At 69.6% G+C, this 22,534-nt stretch carries 2 protein-coding genes; both read left to right on the forward strand.

The annotated features are described in order from the left end of the window. The gene (locus tag AC56LR_RS06095) at positions 1–20,667 is read left to right on the forward strand and encodes a non-ribosomal peptide synthetase (RefSeq protein ID WP_497128595.1); all 20,667 of its coding nucleotides are present in this window, start codon (positions 1–3) and stop codon (positions 20,665–20,667) included. A gap of 77 nt (positions 20,668–20,744) precedes the next feature. Continuing rightward, positions 20,745–22,418: a cyclic peptide export ABC transporter gene (locus AC56LR_RS06100; protein WP_497128598.1), complete on the forward strand. Its 1,674-nt coding sequence runs from the start codon at positions 20,745–20,747 to the stop codon at positions 22,416–22,418. Positions 22,419–22,534 lie beyond the last annotated feature (116 nt).

Here is a 22,534-nt window from a genome sequence, read left to right on the forward strand (position 1 = left end):
ATGGACAAGAATACGTCGAAGGAACTCAGCGCGCGTCAACGTGAACTGCTGATGCTCCGGCTGAAACGAAGCGCCACGGCGCGCGCGCCGGAAGCCGCGGCGCCCGCGATCCCGGCGGCGCCGCGCGACCAGCCGCTGCCGCTGTCCTGGGCCCAGCAGCGCCTGTGGTTCCTCGATCGCCTCGACCCGGCCGGCGCCGCCGCCTTCCATATGCCGGCCGCACTGCAGCTGCTGGGCGAGCTAGACACCGCGGCCCTGCGCGCAACGCTCGACCGCATCGTGGCGCGCCATGAAAGCCTGCGCACCACCTTCGGGCTGGACGGCGACATGCCGATCCAGCGCATCGGCGCCGCGGACACCGGCTTCGCGCTGGTGGAGACCGACCTGCGTGCGCTGCACGCGGACGACCACGCGCGCGAACTGGAACGCCGGCGCACCGAAGTCTTCGGCGCCCCCTTCGACCTGGAAACGGGACCGCTGATCCGCGGCCACCTGCTGCGCGTGGCCGACGCCGAACACCTGCTGCTGATTAACCAGCACCACATCATTTCCGACGGCTGGTCGATCGGCGTGCTGGTGCGCGAAGTCAGCGCTCTGTACACCGCCTTCAGCCAGGGCCACGCCGATCCGCTGCCGCCGCTGGCGATCCAGTATGCCGATTTCGCCTCGTGGCAGCGCGGATGGCTGCGCGGCGACACCATCGAGCGCCAGCTGGACTACTGGAAGGGCGCGCTGGCCGGCGCACCCGAATTGCTCGAGCTGCCGACCTGCCGTCCGCGCGCCGCGATTCGCGGCCATGGCGGCGCTTCGGTGTCGTCGACCATCCCCGCGCCGCTGGCCAAGGCGCTCAAGGCCCTGGGCGCGCGCCATGGCGCCACCCTGTTCATGACCCTGCTGGCCGGCTGGAGCATCCTGATGAGCCGGATGAGCGGCCAGGACGACGTGGTCATCGGCAGCCCGATCGCCAATCGCCAGCGCGGCGAAGTCGAGCCGCTGATCGGCTTCTTCGTCAATACCCTGGCGCTGCGCGTGCGCACCGCGGGCAATCCGAGCGTGGCCGCCTTGCTGGCGCAGGTCAAGGCCGACATGATCGCCGCCTATGCGCACCAGGACGTCCCCTTCGAGCAGGTAGTCCACGTGCTCAAGCCGCAGCGCAGCCAGGGCTACAACCCGCTGTTCCAGACCTGCCTGGTGCTCAACAATGCACAAGCGGGCGAAGCCGCCCTGCCCGGCCTGCGCCTCGTCGGCCTGGAGCAGGTGCGCGCCGCCAGCCAGTTCGACACTTCGCTGTCGGTGCACGAAGCCGACGACGGCATGCAGATGCGCCTCGAGTACGCTTCCGACCTGTTCGATGCGGAACCGATGCAGCGCCTGCTCGCGCATTTCCTCACCGTGCTGGAGGGGATGAGCACGAACGACCAGCGCGGCGTGCAGGACTTGCCGCTGGTGGGCGCGGCCGAGCGCGAGCGCCTGCTGGCGCTGGCGCAGGGCGCCCCCCGCCCTTATCCGCGCGATGCGCTGGTACACACCCTGTTCGAGCAGCAGGCCGCGCGCCAGCCGGACGCCGTGGCCCTGGCCTGGGGCGGCGAACAGCTGACCTATGCCCAGCTCAATGGCCGCGCCAACCGCGTCGCCCACGCCCTGGTCGCCGCCGGCGTGCAACCGGAGCAGCGCGTCACCATCTGCGCCGAACGCAGCCCGGCGATGGTCGCCGGCCTGCTCGGCATCCTCAAGGTGGGCGCCGCCTACGTGCCGCTCGACCCCGGCTATCCCGAGGAACGCCTGGCCTGGATGCGTGCCGACTGCGCCCCGGCCGCCTCCCTGGTCGAAGCCGGCCTCGTCGACGGCGCGACCCTGCTGCCGCTGGACGACGAGGCCTTCTACGCCGCTTATTCCGACGCCAACCCGCAGCTGCCCGGTCTGAACGGGCGCAATCTCGCCTATGTGATCTACACCTCGGGCTCCTCGGGACAGCCCAAGGGCGTGATGATCGAGCACCGCAGCGTGCTGCGCCTCGTGATCAACAGCGACTACGCCGACCTGGGCGACTGCGTCGCCCATTGCGCCAGCCCGGCCTTCGACGCCAGCACCTGGGAACTGTGGGCGCCGCTGCTGAACGGCGCGCGCGTGCTCCTGGTCAGCCAGGACGAACTGATGGACCCGGTGGTTCTCAACCGGGTCCTGCTGGAAGGTCAGGTCAGCGCCCTGTGGCTGACCGTGGGCCTGTTCAACGCCTATTGCGAGGCGCTGCGCCCGGCCTTTGCGCGCCTGCGCACCCTGATGATCGGCGGCGACGCGCTCGACCCGGCCATCGTCGCGCGGGTCTTGGCGGGCACCGGCCCGGCCCGCATCGTCAACGGCTACGGCCCGACCGAGAGCACCACCTTCGCCGTCACCTGCCCGATCGCGGCAGTCGCGCCGGACGCGCGCAGCATCCCGATCGGGCGCCCGATCGCCAACACCCAGGTCTACCTGCTCGATGGCGCCCTGCAGCCGGTGCCGGTGGGCGTCACCGGGGAACTCTACATCGGCGGCGACGGCGTGGCGCGCGGCTATTTGAACCGCCCTGAATTAACCAGGGAGCGCTTCATCGCGAATCCGTTCGGCGAAGGCAGCCTGTACAAGACGGGCGACCTGGGCCGCTGGCTGGCCGACGGCAATATCGACTACCTGGGCCGCAACGATTTCCAGGTCAAGATCCGCGGTTTCCGTATCGAACTGGGCGAGATCGAGGCGCGCCTGGCCGCTGTCCCCGGCGTGAAGGAAGCGCTGGTGCTGGCATCGGCCGACCTTGACGGCGGCAAGCGCCTGGTAGCCTACCTGACCGGCACGCCACCAGGCGCCGTCGAACTGCGCGCGCTGCTGGCCGCCCACCTGGCCGAGTACATGCTGCCCGCCGCTTTCGTGACCCTGGACGCCTTCCCGCTCACGGCCAACGGCAAGATCGACCGCGCCGCCCTGCCGCAACCGGGCATCGAAGCGCTGGCCACCCGTGCATTCGCCGAGCCGCAGGGCGAAGCCGAGCGCGCCGTTGCCGCGATCTGGCAGGAACTGCTCAAGCTCGACCGGGTCGGACGCCACGACCACTTCTTCGAGCTCGGCGGGCACTCGCTGCTGGCCGTGCAGCTGACTTCGCGCCTGCGCCAGAAGCTGGGCGTGGAAGTATCGATGCGCACCCTGTTCAGCGCGCCGCTGCTGGCCGATTTTGCCGCCAGCATCAGCCACGCCGGGCGCGACACGCTCGGCGAGATTCCTCTGGCCGACCGCAGCGCCCCGCTGCCGCTGTCCTGGGCGCAGCAGCGCCTGTGGTTCCTCGACCGGTTCGAGCCCGCCGCGGGCGCCGCCTACCACATCCCGGCGGCGCTGCGCCTCGAAGGGCAGCTCGACGTCGCCGCCCTGCGCGCCGCCTTCACCGGGATCGTGCGCCGCCACGAAAGCCTGCGCACCACCTTCGTGCTGCAGGACGAAGAACCATGCCAGCACATCGGCGCCGCCAGCGACGATTTCGACCTGGACGAACAGGACTGCAGCGGGCAGGCAGGCGATGTCGAGGCCATGATCGAGGCCTTCTTCGCCATGCCTTTCGACCTGGCCCAGGGACCGCTGATTCGCGTGCGCCTGCTGCGCACCGCGCCGCAGCGCCACGTCCTCCTGATCAACCAGCACCACATCATTTCCGACGGCTGGTCGATCCAGGTGCTGGTGCGCGAGCTGAGCACCCTGTACGCCGCCTTCACCCAGGGCCAGGCCTCGCCACTGGCGCCGCTGCCGCTGCAGTATGCCGACTACGCCGCCTGGCAGCGCGCCTGGCTGCAAGGAGAGGTGCTGCAAGGCCAGGTCGATTTCTGGAAGCGCCACCTCACCGGCGCGCCGGAGCTCCTGGCGCTGCCGCTCGATCGCCCACGGCCGGCCCTGCAAAGCTATGCCGGCGCCAGCATCCGTTTCCAGGTCCCGGCCGCCATCGGCGCCGGCCTGCGCGAGTTGGGCCAGCGCCACGGCAGCACGCTGTTCATGACCCTGCTGGCCGGCTGGGGCGTCCTGATGGCGCGCCTGAGCGGCCAGGACGAGGTGGTGATCGGCACCCCGGTCGCCGGACGCCAGCGCAGCGAGATCGAGGCAATGGCCGGCTTCTTCGCCAATACCCTGGCGCTGCGCCTGTCGCTGCACGAGAGCCCGACCCTGCCGGCCCTGCTCAAGCAGGTGAAAACGCTCACGCTCGATGCTTTCGCCAACCAGGACCTGCCCTTCGAGCAGGTTGTCGAAGCGGTCAAGCCGCAGCGCAGCCTGAGCTACAGCCCGCTGTTCCAGACCATGCTCACGCTGAACACGGACGCCGGCGACGGCGCCCTTACCTTGCCCGGGCTGCGCCTGGAAGCCCTGGAGCGCCATGCGAACACCGCCCAGTTCGACCTGTCGCTGACCGTCAACGTCAGCGGCGACGACCTGCACGCCCAGATCGACTACGCCACCGCACTGTTCGATGCCGCCACCGCCGAACGCCTGGCGGGCTATTTCCAGACCCTGCTGGCGGGGATGGCAGCTGGCGATGATTGCCGCGTCGACGCCCTGCCGCTGCTGAACCCGGCCGAGCGCGAACTGCAGCTGCATACCTGGAACCGCAGCGAAGAAAGCTATCCGCTCGAGCACAGTTTCGCCGGCCTGTTCGAAGCCAGAGTCGCGCTCGACCCGGACGCAGTCGCCGTCAGCCATCTCGACGAACAACTGAGCTACCGCGAACTCGACGAGCGCGCCAGCCGCCTGGCCCAGGCCCTGGTCGATGCCGGCGCCGGCCCCGAGGTGCTGGTCACGCTGGTTTGCGAGCGCAACATCGTCATGCTCGAGATGATGCTGGCCGTGTTCAAGGCCGGCGCGGCCTTCCTGCCGCTGGACATCAAGCACCCACCGCAGCGCCTGCGCGAGATCGTCGAACTGAGCGCCTCGCCGCTGATGCTGGTGTCGGAAGCCTGCCTCGAGCAGACCCGCGCGCTGGCGCCGGCGGCCCGGGTCGTGGTCGCCGAACGGCACCATGAAGGCGCCGGCCCGGCCCCGCGCCTGGGCGTGCGCGGCACCCCGGACGACCTGGCCTATGTGATCTTCACCTCGGGTTCGACCGGCAAGCCGAAGGGCGCCATGGTCGAGCAGCGCGGCATGCTCAACCACATGTTCGGCAAGCTCTCGACCATGGACATCCATGCGCGCGACCGCCTGGCCCAGACCGCGTCGCCGGCTTTCGACATCTGCGTCTGGCAATTCCTGTCGGCGCTGCTGGTGGGCGGACGCACCGTGATCCTGCCTGACGACATCGCCTTCGACCCGCTGGCCCTGCCGGCCGCCGTCAACCGCCACGGCATCACCCTGCTGCAGACGGTGCCGAGCATGATGCGCAGCCTGCTCGACGGCTGTGACGCCAGCGTGACCCTGGACGGCCTGCGCTACCTGATCCCGACCGGCGAGGCCCTCACCACCCGCCTGTGCCGCGACTGGTTCGCGCGCTTCCCGGCCATCGCCCTGATGAACGTGTATGGCCCGGCCGAGTGTTCGGACGACGTCACCTGGCATGCCATCGAGGCCGCACCCCCTGAAGACAGCGTGACCCCGATCGGCCGCCCGACGCCGAACAACCGCATCTATATCCTGGACCGCGCACTGCAGCCGGTGCCGACCGGGACGATCGGCGAGATCTGTGTGGCCGGCATCGGCGTGGGCCGCGGCTACCTGAACAACCCGGCCCAGACCGAAGCGGCCTTCGTCCCCCATCCGTTCGAGCCGGGCCAGCGCTTCTACCGCACCGGCGACCTGGGGCGCTACCGCGCCGACGGCGTGATCGAATTCCGCGGCCGCCTCGACTACCAGGTCAAGATCCGCGGTTTCCGCATCGAGCTGGGCGAGATCGAGGCGCGCCTGCTGCAGTGCGCCGGCGTGAACGAAGCGCTGGTGCTGGCGCGCGAAGACGAAGCCGGCGACAAGCGCCTGGTGACCTATGTCACCGGCGCACCTGGCGACGCGGCCGCGCTGCGTGCCGAACTGGCGGTGCACCTGGCCGACTACATGCTGCCGAGCGCCTTCGTGGTGCTGGAAGCCTTCCCGCTCACCCCGAACGGCAAAGTCGACCGCAAGGCGCTGCCGGCGCCGGACCTGCTGGCGCTGTCGCAGCGTCCGTTCGAGGCGCCACAAGGCGAAGTCGAAACGGCGATCGCCGCCATCTGGCAAGACCTGCTGCGGCTCGAGCGGGTCGGACGCAACGACCACTTCTTCGAGCTGGGCGGGCATTCGCTGCTGGCGGTGCAGCTGGTATCGCGCCTGCGCCAGCAGTTCGGCCTCGAGGTGCCGCTGCGAACGGTCTTCGCCCATGCCGACCTGGCCGGCTTTGCCGCCGCCCTGGCCGATGCGCGCCAGTCGACCCTTGGCACGATCGAGGCAGCCGACCGCAATGCGCCGCTGCCGCTGTCCCTGGCCCAGCAGCGCCTGTGGTTCCTGGACCGGCTGGATGCCTCCGCCGGCAGCGCCTACCACATGCCGGCCGCGCTGCGCCTGGACGGCCGGCTCGACGTGGGCGCCCTGCGCGCCACGCTCGACCGCATCGTGGCGCGCCATGAGAACCTGCGCACCACCTTCGTCATGGAGGGCGATGGCGCGGTGCAGCGCATCGCCGCACCGGAAGCCGGCTTCGCGCTGGAGCTGGTCGACCTGTCGAACGCGCCGCAGGAACGCGAGTCGGCCATCGAGGCCTTCTTCCGCCAGCCCTTCGACCTGGCCCAGGGTCCGCTGATCCGCGGCCAGCTGCTGGCATGCGGCCCTGACGAACATGTCCTGCTGATCAACCAGCACCACATCATTTCCGACGGCTGGTCGACCGGGGTGCTGGTGCGGGAGGTGAGCGCCCTGTACACCGCCTTCAGCCAGGGCCGGCCCGACCCGCTGCCGCCGCTGGCGATCCAGTACGCCGACTACGCGGCCTGGCAGCGCGCCTGGCTGCAGGGCGAGACCCTGCAGCAGCAGGCCGCCTATTGGAAGCGGCGCCTGGCCGGCGCACCGGAACTGCTGGCGCTGCCGGCGGACCGCGCACGCCCCGCCGTGCAAAGCCACGCGGGCGCCAGCATCGCCTTCAGCTTCGACGCCGACCTCTCGGCCGGCCTCAAGCAGCTCGGCCAGCGCCATGGCGCCACCCTGTTCATGACCCTGCTGGCCGGATGGGGCATCCTGATGAGCCGCATGAGCGGCCAGCAGGATGTCGTGATCGGCACGCCGGTGGCCAACCGCCAGCGCCGCGAAGTCGAAGCGCTGATCGGCTTCTTCGTCAACACCCTGGCGCTGCGCGTGTCCACCGATGGCGCGCCAAGCGTGGCCACGCTGCTCGACCAGGTGCGCCAGGACACCCTGGACGCCTACGCCCACCAGGACATCCCGTTCGAACAGGTGGTCGAAAGCGTGAGCCCGCAGCGCAGCCTCGCGCACAGCCCCTTGTTCCAGACCATGCTCACGGTCGACAGCGGCGCGGCCGAACGCCGGCTCGAGCTGCCGGGCCTGAACATGACCGGCCTGGGCCAGGATCACGGCACCAGCCATTTCGACACCGCGCTGGCCGTGGTCGACGGCGGCGCCCAGCTCGGCGGCAGCCTGACCTATTCCACCGCCCTGTACGATGAAACGAGCATGGCGCGCCTGCTGCGCCGCTTCGAAGCGCTCCTGCGCGGCATGGTGGCCGACGCTTCCCAGCCGGTCGCCCGTCTCGAACTGCTGGTCGACGACGAGCGCGATCTGGTCACGCGCGGCTTCAATCCTGCCCCGGGCGCCAGCCGCTATCCGCGCATGGACACGATCCATGGCCGCTTCGCCGCCGAGGCGGCGCGCAGGCCTGGCGCCGTCGCGCTGGTCTGCGGCGCCGAGCGCCTGAGCTACGCGCAGCTGGACGACCGCGCCGATGCGCTGGCGCGGCGCCTGGTCGCGGGCGGCGTGCAGCCGGGCGACCTGGTCGCCGTCTGCGCCGAGCGCGGCGTGGGCCTGATCACCGGTCTGCTCGCCATTTTGAAAGCCGGCGCGGCCTACCTGCCGCTGGACGCGGGGCAGCCAAGCGAGCGCCTCTCCTTCATGCTGGCTGACGCCAAGCCCGCCATGCTGCTCGCCGACAGTGCCCACACTGGCCGCTTCGACGGCAATGTGCCGCTGCTGTGCCTGGACGACGTGGCCGACGCAGCGCCGCAGGTCGCCCTGCCAGAGGTGGCCGCGACCGACCTCGCTTATGTCATCTACACATCCGGTTCGACCGGCCAGCCGAAGGGCGTACTGGTCAGCCACCGCAATGTGCTGCAACTGGTCCTCGACCAGGACTGCGTGCGCATCGGCGGCGACGATTGCATGGCCTATTGCGCCAATCCGGCCTTCGACGCGTCGACCTGGGAAATCTGGGGCGCGCTGCTCAATGGCGCGCAACTGCTGGTCATCGACCAGGTGACCCTGCTCGAACCAATCGCCTTCAGCGCCCTGCTGCGCCGCGAGCACGCGACCATCGTGCAGCTCACCGCGGGCCTGTTCCGCCAGTATGCGGACCTGATGCTTGACGCCTGGCCCGGCCTGAACTACCTGCTGTTCGGCGGCGACCGCAGCGACCTGTCGACCATCGCCTCGGTCTGGACCAGGGCGCGTCCGCGCCACCTGGTGCATACCTATGGCCCGACCGAAACGGTCGCGTTCACGGTCACCCATGAAGTGAGCGATGAGACGGTGGCGAGCGGCGTCCTGCCGATCGGCAAACCCGTCGCCAGCAGCCAGGTCTACATCCTCGACGCCGGCCTGCAGCCGGTGCCAGTGGGCGTGGAGGGCGAGTTGTACATCGGCGGCGACGGTGTCGCCCGCGGCTACCTGAGCCGCGAAGAATTGACGGCCGAGCGCTTTGTCACGAATCCCTTCGGTGAAGGAAAGCTGTACAAGACCGGCGACCTGGCGCGCTGGCTCGCGAACGGCGAGATCGACTACCTGGGCCGCAATGACTTCCAGGTCAAGATCCGCGGCTTCCGCATCGAGCTGGGCGAGATCGAAGCGCGCCTGGCTGCCATCGCCGGCGTGAAGGAAGCGCTGGTGCTGGCCCGCGCGGACGGCAAAGGCGAAAAGCGCCTGGTCGCCTACCTGACCGGTACCCCACCGAGCGCGGCCGAACTGCGCACCGAACTGGCCGTGCACCTGGCCGAGTACATGCTGCCAGGCGCCTTCGTCGCGCTGGACGCCTTCCCGCTGACCGCCAACGGCAAGGTCGACCGCAACGCCCTGCCGCTGCCGGATGCCCCGGCCATGGCCAGCCGTCCGTACGAAGCGCCCGAAGGCGAAACCGAAAGCGCCATCGCCGCGATCTGGCAAGACCTGTTAAAGATTGCCCAGGTCGGCCGCAACGACCACTTCTTCGAACTGGGCGGTCATTCGCTGCTGGTGATCGAGATGGTGCAGCGGCTGCGGCAGCAGGGCGTGCTGCTCGAGGTACGCGACATCTTCATCGCTCCCGTGCTGACGCAACTGGCCCGGGCCGCGAAAGCTCTGCCGGCCGATGATACCGCCGGAGCCCTCGCGCCCGCAGCGGACACGGCGCCGCTGATCCGCCTCACCCAGGCCCAGATCGACGCGCTGGCCGCCCAGGTCCCGGGCGGCAGCGACAACGTGCAGGACATCTATCCGCTGGCGCCGCTGCAGGAGGGGATCCTGTTCCACTACCTGCTCGAAACCGAGGGCGACCCCTACCTGACGCGCAAGCTGCTCACCTTCGACAACCGCCCGCGCCTGGACGCCTTCCTGGCGGCCCTGCAGCGCGTGATCGCGCGCCACGACATCCTGCGCAGCGCCATGTTCTGGGACGATGTCGGGCAGCCGGTGCAGGTGGTGTGCCGCAACGCCGAACTGCCGGTCCACGAGCTGGCGCCGCAGGACGATCCAATGGCCGAACTGATGCGCCGCACCGATCCGCGCCACACCCGCCTGGACGTGCGCAAGGCGCCGCTGCTGGCGGCCTACGCCATCCCTTCCGGCCAGGGCGAGGAATGGCTGCTTGCGGTCTTGAGCCAGCACATGGTGTCGGACCATATCGCCTTCGAGCTGATCATGGGCGAGATCCAGGCGGTGCTGGCCGGACGCGGCGACGATCTGCCGCCCCCGGTCCCGTTCCGCAACTACATCAGCCATGCCCGCCTGGTCTCGGACGACCAGCACCGGGAATGGTTCACCGCACTGCTTGGCGACTACGACGAACCGGCCGCGCCTTTCGGCCTGCTGGACGTGCGCGGCAGCGGCAGCGAACAAGCCGAGGCGCGCCTCATGCTCGAAGGCGAACTGGCCGGCGCCGTGCGGGCCGCCGCCAGCCGCCACGGAGTACTGCCGGCTGTCCTGTTCCACGTCGCCTGGGCCCAGGTGCTGGCGCTGTGCACGGGGCGCGAGGACGTCGTGTTCGGCACGGTGATGACCGGCCGCATGCGCGGCACCGAAGGCATCGCCCACCTGGTCGGGATGTTCATCAACACCCTGCCGGTGCGCATCCGCCTGGGCGAACTGGGCGCGGGCGAAGTGCTCGCCGCAACCTTCGGCCAGTTGCGCGAGCTGATGGACCACGAGGACGCCGCGCTGGTGCTGGCGCAGCAATGCAGCGCCGTCGCGCCGGGCATGCCGCTGTTTACCAGCGTGTTCAACTACCGCCACAGTGCGATGGGCCAGGACGCAGGCGGCACACCGGCGTGGCAAGGCGTACGGCAGCTGTCGAGCGAAGAGCGCAACAACTATCCGCTGTTCGCCGCCGTCGACGACCTGGGCGTGGACTTCATGCTCTCGATCCAGGCGGTGGACACCGATCCGCAGCGCATCGGCGCCTACCTGCACGCAGCGGTCGCCGCACTGGTGCGGGCGCTGTCGGATGTCCAGGATACGCCGGTGCGTCTCCTGCGCGAGCTGCCGGCGTCGGAATGGCAGCAAGTCGTGCGCGAGTTTAATCCCGCGGCCAGGGCGGGACGCTATCCGCGCAACGACACCATCCACGGCCGATTTGCGGCGGAAGCCGCGCGCCGGCCTGGCGCGATCGCGCTGGTCTACGGCGCCGAGCGCCTGAGCTACGCGCAGCTGGACGAACGTGCCGATGCGCTGGCGCGGCGCCTGGTCGCCGGCGGCGTGCAGCCGGGCGACCTGGTTGCCGTCTGCGCCGAACGCAGCGTGCACCTGATCACCGGCCTGCTCGCCATCCTGAAAGCCGGCGCCGCCTACCTGCCGCTGGACGCGGGGCAGCCAAGCGAGCGCCTCGCCTTCATGCTGGCCGACGCCAAGCCCGCCATGCTGCTCGCCACCAGCATGCACCTGAGCCGTTTCAACGGCGCGGTGCCGCTGCTGCGCCTGGACGAAGCGGCCGACGCGGCGCCGCAAGTCGTCCTGCCAGAGGTCGGGGCGACCGGTCTCGCCTACGTCATCTACACCTCCGGTTCGACCGGCCAACCCAAGGGCGTGCTGGTCAGCCACCGCAATGTCCTGCAACTGGTCCTCGACCAGGACTGCGTGCGCATCGGCGGCGAAGACTGCATGGCCTATTGCGCCAATCCCGCTTTCGATGCCTCGACCTGGGAAATCTGGGGCGCGCTGCTCAATGGCGCGCAACTGCTGGTCGTCGACCAGGCGACCCTGCTCGAGCCCTCCGCCTTCAGCGCCCTGCTTCGCCGCGAGAACGCGACCATCGTCCAGCTCACCGCGGGCCTGTTCCGCCAGTACGCGGACCTGATGCTTGACGCCTGGCCCGGCCTGAACTACCTGCTGTTCGGCGGCGACCGCAGCGACCTGTCGACCATCGCCTCGGTCTGGACTAAGGCGCGTCCGCGCCACCTCGTGCATACCTATGGTCCGACCGAAACCGTGGCCTTCACGGTCACCCATGAGGTGAGCGATGAGACGGTGGCGAGCGGCGTCCTGCCGATCGGCAAACCTGTCGCCAGCAGCCAGGTCTACATCCTCGACGCCGGCCTGCAGCCGGTGCCAGTCGGCGTGGCCGGCGAGTTGTACATCGGCGGCGACGGTGTCGCCCGCGGCTACCTGAACCGCGAAGAATTGACGGCGGAGCGTTTTGTCGCCAATCCCTTCGGTGAAGGACAACTCTACAAGACCGGCGACCTGGCGCGCTGGCTCGCGAACGGCGAGATCGACTACCTGGGCCGCAACGACTTCCAGGTCAAGATCCGCGGTTTCCGTATCGAGCTGGGCGAAATCGAAGCGCGCCTGGCCGCCATCGACGGCGTCAAGGAAGCGCTGGTGCTGGCCCGCGCCGACGGCGAAGGCGAAAAGCGCCTGGTCGCCTACCTGACCGGTACTCCCCCGAGCGCCGCCGAACTGCGCACCGAACTGGCCGTGCACCTGGCGGAATACATGCTCCCAAGCGCTTTCGTCAGCCTGGACAGCTTCCCGCTCACCGCCAACGGCAAGGTCGACCGCAATGCGCTGCCGGCGCCGGATGCGCCGGCCATGGCCAGCCGTCCGTTCGAGGCCCCTGTGGGCCAGGTGGAAACCATGATCGCCACGATCTGGCAAGACCTGCTGCGGGTCGAACAAGTCGGCCGCAACGACCACTTCTTCGAGCTGGGCGGCCATTCGCTGCTGGCGGTGCAGCTGATGTCGCGCCTGCGCCAGGCGTTCGGCATCGAGGTGGCGCTGCGCCAGTTGCTGGCGCATCCGGTCATCGCCGACCTCGCGCGCATCGTGGCGCAAGCCGCGCCGTCCTCGCTGGCCACCATCCCGGCGGTCGGCCGCGACCAGCCCTTGCCGCTCTCGTGGGCGCAGCAGCGCCTGTGGTTCCTGGCCCAGCTCGACGATGCCCCGAGCGCGGCCTACAACATGCCGATCGCGCTGCGCCTGCAAGGCCCGCTCGACCGGACGGCGCTGCGCAAGGCGCTCGACCGCCTGGTGGCGCGCCATGAAATCCTGCGCACCAGCTTCCGCATGCAAGGCGGCGAGCCGCGCCAGGTCATCGCCGGCGCCGACTCCGCCTTCCCGCTGGCCGAACACGACCTGCGCATGCTGGCGGCGCAGGAGCGCGAGGCCGCGCTGGAGCACGCCGCCGCCGCCGCGGCCGGCGCGCCGTTCGACCTCGAACACGGTCCGCTGATCCGTGGCCAGCTGCTGCGCCTGGCGGAGGACGAGCATGTGCTGCTGGTGGTCCAGCACCACATCATCTCGGACGCCTGGTCGGTCGGGATCCTGCTGCGCGAGGTGAGCGTGCTGTATGCCGCCTTCAGCCAGGAGCAAGGCGACCCCCTGGCGCCGCCCGCGCTGCAATACGCCGACTATGCGGCCTGGCAGCGCGAATGGCTGCAAGGCGAGACCCTGCAGGCGCAAATCGCCTTCTGGCGCGCCCACCTGGGCGGCGCCCCGGCGCTGCTCGAGCTGCCGCTCGACCGCCAGCGCCCACCGGTGCAAAGCCATGCCGGCAGCGCGATCGACCTCGTGATCGAGGCGCCGCTGGCCGCCGGATTGCGCGAGCTGTCGCGCCGCCACGACGCTACCCTGTTCATGACCTTGATGTGCGGCTGGGCCATCGTGCTGGCGCGCCTGTCCGGTCAGGATGACGTCGTGATCGGCACCCCTGTCGCCAACCGCCTGCGCAGCGAAGCCGAAGACATGCTCGGCTTCTTCGTCAACACGCTCGCCCTGCGCGTGAACATGCAGGACGATCCATCGGTGGCGGACCTGCTGGAGACGCTGCGCGCGACCACCTTCGATGCCTTCGGCCACCAGGACCTGCCGTTCGAACAGGTGGTCGAAGCGCTGCAGCCGGTGCGCAGCTTCAGCCATAGCGCGATCTTCCAGGTCATGTTCTCGCTGAACAATACGCCCGCCAGCGATGCCGCGGCCCTGCCGGGGATCAATCTGTCGCCGCTGGAGACGCCGACCACCACCTCCAAGTTCGACCTGTCGCTGTCGCTGACCGATACCGGCGGCACCATTGGCGGTGGCCTGGTCTACGCCAGCGCCCTGTTCGACCGCGCCACGGTCGAACGCTTCGCCCTGCACTTCAAGACCGTGCTGGGCGCGATGGTCGCCGACGAACGCCAGCGCGTCGCCCGCCTGCCCTTGCTGGACCTGCAGCAGCGCGCGGAGCTGCTGGACGGCTTCAACCAGACTGCCGTCGACTATCGCGGCGCGCAGCCGATCCACCGCCTGTTCGAAACGCAGGTGGCGCGCACGCCAAACGCGCCGGCGCTGGCCTACCAGGGAGAGGAGCTCGATTTCGCGGAACTGAACCGCCGCGCCAACCGGGTCGCGCACCGCCTGCTGGCACTGGGCGTGCGTCCGGACGAGCGCGTCGCCCTGTGCGCCGAGCGCGGTATCGCCATGATGGTCGGGCTGCTCGGCATCCTGAAAGCCGGCGCCGCCTACGTGCCGGTCGACCCGAACTATCCGGCCGAGCGCCTGGCCTTCATGCTGGCCGACTGCGCCCCTGGCGCGGTGCTCGCGGAACAGGCCGTGGCGGCCCTGCTGCCGCCGGCCGCCGCGCCGCTGCTGTTGCTGGACGACGCCGCGCTGGCCGGCCAGCCCGAAATCAATCCGGAACTCGAAGGCCTGCACGCGGGCCACCTGGCCTATGTGATCTATACCTCGGGTTCGACCGGCCGCCCCAAGGGCGTCATGATCGAGCACCGCGGCCTGGCCAACCTGTGGCAGGCACTGGCGGCCAGCGCCTTCTCGGAATGCCCACCGGCCGCCCGCGTCGCGCTGAATGCCTCGATCTCGTTCGATGCGTCCCTGAAATCGATCCTGCAGCTCCTGTCGGGCCACTGCCTGGTGCTGGTGCCGCAAGACCTGCGCGCCGACGGTCCGGCGATGCTCGCTTTCCTGGAGCAGCAGCGCATCGATGCTTTCGACTGCACCCCGGCCCAGCTCAAGATGATGCTCGACGCCGGCCTGGCGAGCATGACCGATGGTCGCCACCGCAGCGTGCAGGTCGGCGGCGACGCCATCGACGCGGCCAGCTGGGAAGCCCTGCGCGCCGCGCCTCGGCTAGCCGTCTACAACGTCTACGGCCCGACCGAGTGCACCGTCGACGCGACCTGCGTGCGCCTGGACCAGGCCAGGATGCCGCAAGACCTGGGCCGGCCGCTGCCGAACGTGGAGGTCTACCTGCTCGACCGCCACATGCAACCGGTGCCGCAAGGCGTCACGGGCGAGCTCTATATCGGCGGCGCGGGCGTAGCGCGCAGCTACCTGAACCGCCCGGAACTGTCGAGCGAACGCTTCGTCGCCAATCCCTTCGGCGCCGGCCGCCTGTACAAGACGGGCGACCTGGGGCGCCACCTGGCGCACGGCCATATCCAGTACCTGGGCCGCAACGACTTCCAGGTCAAGATCCGCGGTTTCCGCATCGAGCTGGGCGAGATCGAAGCGCGCCTGCTGCAGTGCGAGGGCGTGAATGAAGCAGTGGTGGTGGCGCGGGAGGACGCCAGCGGCCACGCGCGCCTGATGGCCTACCTGACCGGCACGCCGCCGGACGCCGCCGAATTGCGTGCGCAACTGGCCGAACATCTGGCCGACTACATGCTGCCTGCCGCCTATGTGGTGCTGGAGGCCTTGCCGCTCACCCCGAACCGCAAGGTCGACCGCAAGGCGCTGCCCGAACCCGGCGCGCTGGCGCACTCCAGCCGTGCATTCGAGGCGCCGCAGGGGGAGCTGGAAGGCACGGTGGCCGCGATCTGGCAAGACCTGTTGAAGATCGGGCAGGTCGGCCGCCGGGACCACTTCTTCGAACTGGGTGGCCACTCGCTGCTGGCCGTGCAGCTGATGTCGCGCCTGCGCGAGGCCCTGGGCCGCGACGTGCCGCTGCGTACCCTGTTCGCCCATCCCGACCTGGCAGGCTTCGCGGCCCGCCTGGCCGAGGCCCGCGAAACGACGCAGGGCGCGATCGGCGCCGTCGACCGCGGCGCGCCGCTGCCGCTGTCCTGGGCCCAGCAACGCCTGTGGTTCATCGACCAGCTCGACTCGGTGGCGGGCAATGCCTACCGCATGCCGGCCGCGCTGCGCCTGGAAGGCCGGCTCGATCGCGCCGCGCTGCGCGCCACCCTCGACCGCATCGTGGCCCGCCACGAGAACCTGCGCACCACCTTCGTCATGCACGAGGGCCAGCCGGTCCAGCGCATCGCCCCCCTCGACGCCGGCTTCGCCCTGAGCGAGCTGGCATGCGATGCCGGCCAGGTCGAGTCGGCCGGCGCCGCATTCTTCGGGCAAGCCTTCGAGCTGGCCCAGGGTCCGCTGATCCGCGGCCAGCTGCTCCAGCTCGCCGTTGACGAGCACGTGCTGCTGATCGACCAGCACCACATCATCTCGGACGGCTGGTCGAACGGCGTGCTGGTGCGCGAAGTCAGCGCCCTGTACACCGCCTTCAGCCAGGGCCAGCCCGATCCGCTTCCACCGCTCGCGGTCCAGTATGCCGACTACGCGGCCTGGCAGCGCGCCTGGCTGCAAGGCGAGGCACTGGTGCAGCAGGCCGGGTACTGGAAGGCGCGCCTGGACGGCGCACCGGAACTGCTGGCGCTGCCGACGGACCATCCGCGTCCGGCCGTGCAAAACCTGGCCGGCGCCGCCGTCGCGTTCACTCTCGACGCCGGCCTGGCCGCGGGCTTGCGGCAGCTCGGCCAGCGCCACGGCGCCACCCTGTTCATGACCCTGCTGGCCGGCTGGGGCATCCTGATGGGCCGCATGAGCGGGCAGGACGACGTCGTCATCGGCACCCCGGTGGCCAACCGTCAGCGGCGCGAGGTCGAAGGCCTGATCGGCTTCTTCGTCAACACCCTGGCCCTGCGCGTGACGGCCGGCGGCGACGCGAGCGTGGCCGACTTGCTGGCCCGGGTCAGGCAGGAGACCCTGGACGCCTACGCCCACCAGGACCTGCCGTTCGAGCAGGTGGTGGAAGCGGTCAGCCCGCAGCGCAGCATGGCGCACAGCCCCTTGTTCCAGACCGTGCTTGCGCTGAACAACACGCCGGACGGCGAAGCGCTCGCCCTGCCCGGCCTGCGCCTGCATGGCATGGCCAGCCAGGCCAGCGTCACCGCCCACTTCGACACCACCCTGTCGGTCAGCGACCGCGGCGCGGAGCTGAGCGGCACCCTGATCTATGCCAGCGCCCTGTTTGAAGAAGCGAGCATGCGCTGCCTGTTGCGCCGCTTCGAATCGGTCCTGCGCGGCATGGTCGCGGACGACGCCCAGCGGGTGGCCAGCCTCGAGCTGCTGGTCGACGGCGAGCGCGAGCTGGTCACGCGCGGCTTCAACGATACCGCCCGTCCTTATGTGTACGAGCGCCCCGTCCACAGCCTGTTCGAGGACTGGGTCGCGCGTACGCCGGACGCGGTGGCGCTCGATTCCAGCGCCGGACAGCTCAGCTATGCGCAGCTGAACGCGCAGGCCAACCGCCTCGCGCACCGGCTGATCGCCCTGGGCGCCGGGCCGGACAGCCGTATCGCCATCTGCACCGAACCTGGCTTGCCGATGGTGATCGGGGTGCTGGCCGTGCTCAAGGCCGGTGCGGCCTTCGTGCCGCTCGACCCGAACTATCCGGCCCAGCGCCTGGCCTACATGCTGTCCGACAGCGCGCCGATGGCCGTGCTGGCCGGCGCCGCGGTGCGCCAGGCCGTGCCGGAAACCGGGGCGCCGGTGCTGCTGCTGGAAAGCGCGATTGCCGGCGGCGACCCGGCGGACGAGTCCAACCCGGACCCGCAAACACTCGGCTTGACGCCGCAGCACTTGGCCTACATCATCTATACATCCGGCTCGACCGGCCTGCCAAAAGGAACGATGAATCATCATGCCGGCTTGTCCAACCTGGCGCTTGCGCAAATCCGTCCGTTCGGCGTACAGCCGGACAGCCGGGTGCTGCAGTTCGCCTCGTTCGGCTTCGACGGCAGCGTGTGGGAAATCGTGATGGCGCTGTGCGGCGGTGCGCGCCTGGTGCTGGCCAGCCGCGAGGCGACGATGCCGGGGGCGCCGCTGCTCGCGACCCTGGTCGACTACGGCATTACCCACCTCACATTGCCGCCATCGGCGCTGGCTGCGCTGCCGCTCGACGCCCCGCTCGGGGCCATGACCCTGGTCGCCGTCGGCGAGCCCTGCCCGCCCGCGCTGGCCGCCCACTGGGCCGCGCGCGCGACCTTCTTCAACGGCTACGGCCCGACCGAGACGACCGTTTGCGCGAGCGCCTGGCAGGCCGGCCCGGAGCTGCTGCCGATCGTGCCGATCGGCGGACCGATCGCCAACACCCAGATGTATATCCTCGACCCGCAGATGGCCCCGGTGCCGATCGGCGTGGCCGGCGAGATCCACATCGGCGGGGCCGGCGTGGCACGCGGCTACCTGAACCGTCCGGAACTGACGGCGGAACGCTTCGTCGCCAACCCGTTCGGCGCGGGCCGCCTGTATAAATCGGGAGACCTGGGCCGCTGGCGTGCCGACGGCAGCATCGAATACCTGGGCCGCAAGGACTTCCAGGTCAAGATCCGGGGCTTCCGCATCGAGATCGGCGAGATCGAAGCGCGCCTGCTGCAGCTCGAGGGCGTGCGCGAAGCCTTGGTGCTGGCGCGTGCCGACGACGGCGGCAACAAGCGCCTGGTGGCCTACCTGACCGGCACCCCGCCGGCAGCGGGCCAGTTGCGCGCGCTCCTGGCCGAACACCTGGCCGACTACATGCTCCCGAGCGCCTTCGTCGTGATGGAAAACTTCCCGCTCACCCCGAACGGGAAAGTCGACCGCAACGCCCTGCCCGCGCCCGATTCGGCCGCGCTGGCAAGCCGCGCCTATGCCGCACCGCAGGGCGAGATCGAAACCGCGGTGGCCGCGATCTGGCAGGAACTGCTCGGCGCCGAACGGATCGGCCGTCACGACCACTTCTTCGAGCTGGGCGGACATTCGCTGCTGGCGGTCCAGGTGGTCTCGCGCATCAGGCAGGACCTCGGCAAGGACGTGGCGTTGCGCCTGCTGTTCAACGCCCCGACGCTCAGCGGCTTCGCCCAGCGCATCGCGGACGACGACGCGGCAGGCGGCACGCTGGTGCCGATCCGCAGCGAAGGACGGCTCGCGCCGCTGTTCCTGGTCCATCCGGGCGAAGGCGAAATCGGCTATGCCCGCGCGCTGGCGCCCTGGCTCGATCCGGACATGCCGGTCTACGGCCTGGCCGCGAGCGGCTTCCTCGAAGGGGAAACGGCCAGCGCCAGCGTGCCGGAAATGGCGCGCCGCTACCTGGCCGAGATCCGTTCGGTCCAGCCCGAAGGGCCGTACCACCTGGCCGGATGGTCGGCCGGCGGCACCATCGCCTACGAAATCGCCAACCTGTTGATCGGCGCCGACGAAACCGTCGGCTTCCTCGGCCTGATCGATACCACCAGCGACTACCGCGGTGGCCGGATCGCGGCAGCAGCCTGCGCCGGACGCGAGGAATTCCTGCTGGCCTGGCTGCCGCCGGCGGCGCAAACGGCCCTGGGCGAGCAGCTCGCGGCCGTGCGCGGCGACCTTGCGGCGATGCTGCGCGTCTGCCAGGACGGTGGCGTCTTCCCGCCGGGCGTCGATACCGGCCTGCTGGAGCGCCACCTGGCGGTCCGCCAGGGCATCGCCGCAGCGCTGTACGACTATGCGGCGCCCATCCTGCCGCTGCCGGTGACCCTGTTCTCGGCGATCGACGAAGCGCGTGCCGATCCATCGATCGGATGGGGCGCGCTGCAGGGCGAACGTCTGCGCCTGGTCATGGTGCCGGGCAGCCATCACAGCCTGATGGAGGGCGAGAACGTCCGCCACCTGGGCCAGCAGCTGGCGCAGGCGCTGGCCGGCTGCGGCGCGCCTGCGCCACTGGCGGAAGACCGCTATAGCCCGCATGTGCTGATCCAGCGCGGCACGCCTGGCCTCACGCCGCTGTTCTGCGTGCCCGGCGCCGGCGCGAGCGTGACGGCGTTCGCGCAGCTGGCCGACGCCCTCGGCCCGCGCGTGCCGGTGCATGGCATGCAGCCGCGCGGCCTGAGCGACAATCTCGTGCCGCACAGCGAGATCGCCAGCACCGCCCGAGCCTACCTGCGCGCGATCCACGAGGTCGCGCCGCAGGGTCCGATCGCCCTGCTCGGCCATTCCTACGGCGGCAAGGTTGTCCTCGAAATGGCGCAGCAGCTGGTGCAGGCAGGCAGGCCGCCGGCCACCCTGATCGTGCTCGATTCGAGCGCGCCGCGCACGCCCGGCGACGCGCTGGTGTGTGTCGGACGCGCCGGGATGCTGGCGCGGCTGGCCGAGCTGTTCGAGATGAATGCGCCTGGCCGCATCGGCCTGAAGGCAGCGGACTTCGCGCCACTGGGCGCGCCGGAGCAGCTCAAGCTGCTGCTGGCGCGGCTGGTCGCAGCCAGGGTGGTCCCGCCGCGCACCGGCATCGAGGTCATCGAGCGCATCGTCAGGGTATTCGACAGCAACCTCAATACCGGCTACGTGCACGGCACCCCGTATCCACTGACCTTGCACATGGCGCTGGTGGCCGAGCGCGACGAGGGCGACGCGGACGATGAATGCGACAACGCAGCCATCGCCGCGCAGTGGCGGGTGCACGCACCCGCGCTGCAGGTATGGGAGGCGCCGGGCAACCACCTGACGCTGCTGTCCGCGCCGCATGTGGAAGCCCTGGCCGGCTGGATCACGGCGCTGTTGAAATAGTGGGTGCGGCCTCCGGGCCGCACCAGGAAACGATTGAACGTCGGGTTATTTCGAGAACCCGTCACTGAAAGGAAGTCATGAAACTTGTCACGTATCTCTACCGGCAATCGGGCTGGTTACTGTTCGCAGCCTGCATCGCGGCGATCCTGAGCGGCTTGAGCGGCGCGGCCCTGATCCAGCTGATCAACGAAGGCGCCAGGGGGCAGGCCTCGTCGCCGGGCTTCGTCGGCCGATTCTTCGGGCTGTGCGCGGTCTTGCTGGCGATGCGCTCCGGTTCGCAGATCGCCATGCTGCACCTGACCCAGAACGCCGTGTTCCGCATGCGCCTGGACCTGAGCCAGAAACTGCTCGACTGCTCGTACAAGAAGCAGCAAGCCGTGGGCAAGCCGGGGCTGATGGTCATCCTCACGCGCGACATCGAGGCTTTCGTGGGCGCCCTGCAGATCGCACCGCGGGTGCTGACCGACGGCGTGGCCATCGTCGCCTGCTTCGTCTATCTGGCCTGGGTCTCCGGGCCGCTGTTCGTGATGCTGGCCTCGACGCTGATCGTCTGCCTGGTGGCCTTCAATCTCGCGCAACAATACCCCTTCCGCCAACTGAGCAAGATGCGCGCCAAGATGGATACCCTCTACAGGCATTTCCGCGACCTGGTCGAGGGTGGACGCGAGCTGCAGCTCAACCGCGAGCGCGGCCAGTTGTTCATCGACCAGGTGCTGGCCTCGGACGCGAAGCAATTCCGCGACATGTCGATCCGTGCCTTCGGCAGCTACACCTTGATCAGCAACGTCGGCGACATGCTGTTCTATTTCGTGATCGGCGTGCTGCTGTTCGTGGTGCCGCTCTGGCTGCCGCAGACGACGGAGACGCTGACGACGGTCACGCTGATCCTGCTCTACCTGATCGGCCCGATCAGCTCGATGATCAACGCCGTCCCCGCGCTCAGCCATGCCGGCGTGGCGCTGGAGAAGATCGAGCAGCTCGACCGCCAGTTGAGCGAAGGCCCGGCCCACGAGCGCACGCTGACCCCGCTGGCCGAGGGCGAGCCCATGACGCTCGCCCTGCACCAGGTCTGCCACCGCTACCCCGGCAAGACCGACGACTGCCCGTTCACGCTCGGCCCGATCGACCTCACGATCACCAAGGGAGAAATCCTGTTCATTGTCGGCGGCAACGGCAGCGGCAAGACGACGCTGGCCATGCTGCTGCTGGGGCTGTACCTGCCGGAGTCCGGCAGCATCTCGCTCAATGGCCAGCCCGTCACCGAGGCCAACCTGGACAGCTATCGCAGCAATTTCTCGGCCGTCTTCGCGGACTTCCACCTGTTCGAGCACCTGCTGGGCATCGACAGCACGACCGCCGTGCGCGCCGGCCATTACCTCGAAAAACTCAACCTCGACCATAAAGTCCATATCGCCGACGGCAAATTCTCGACCATCGACCTGTCCTCGGGGCAGAAAAAGCGCCTGGCCCTGATCAATGCCTACCTGGAGAACCGGCAGGTCTACCTGTTCGACGAATGGGCGGCCGACCAGGATCCGACCTTCAAGCGGGTGTTCTATACCGAATTGCTGCCGGAGCTGAAGGCCGCGGGCAAGACCGTCATCGTCATCAGCCACGACGATGCCTATTTCGACGTGGCCGACCGGGTGTTGAAGCTGGAGGAAGGCGCGACGCGCCAGCAGCATGCTGCGTCCACCGGCGAACACCCCGCGCTGGCCATCGCCACGGATGCGCAGCGCCGCGTGGCGTGATGTCGCGTGCGGCGGCCGGCCTCGGGCCGCCGCCGCGCCCCGAAATGCAAAAAGCGCTGCTCCGCTTTCGCGTGCAACGCTTCTTGATCTTGCCGTCGATTCGGGCCAAACTGGAC

Source organism: Telluria sp. ZT3P39, from assembly GCF_059685935.1.

What these genes read in the sequence shown, in the direction of transcription:
- AC56LR_RS06100 (WP_497128598.1), top strand. Translation starts at nt 20,745, where the DNA reads ATGAAACTTGTCACGTATCTCTACCGGCAATCGGGCTGGTTACTGTTC.
- AC56LR_RS06095 (WP_497128595.1), top strand. Translation starts at nt 1, where the DNA reads ATGGACAAGAATACGTCGAAGGAACTCAGCGCGCGTCAACGTGAACTG.